Source organism: Mycobacterium sp. NGS17 (genome assembly GCF_059813205.1).
This window is the reverse complement of the sequence record NZ_JCALED010000063.1, coordinates 1-236: the sequence shown is the minus strand read 5'-3', so window position 1 is coordinate 236 and position 236 is coordinate 1. Positions and strand designations below refer to the sequence as shown.

The following is a 236-nucleotide window of genomic DNA, read 5'->3' as shown; positions in this document are numbered from 1 at the left end:
GGCAAGTATGTGTCGTTGACGACGCCGGCCAATCCGTCGCCGCAGAAGATTTCGCCGCGCACGGTGATCGATGCGCGTTCGGTGACCACCGAGATCAACACGTTGTTTGAGACGATCACCTCGATCGCGGAGAAGGTCGATCCGGTCAAGCTGAATTTGACGTTGAGTGCGGCGGCGCAGTCGTTGTCGGGGCTGGGGGAGAAGTTCGGCCAGTCGATCACCAACGCCAACGTTCT

General features: G+C 59.7%; 1 protein-coding gene. It reads left to right on the top strand.

The window, feature by feature from the left end; translation table 11 throughout:
• The coding region (locus AC5Y7E_RS24370; RefSeq protein ID WP_499950979.1) for an MCE family protein at positions 1-236 on the top strand (236 nt) is incomplete at both ends.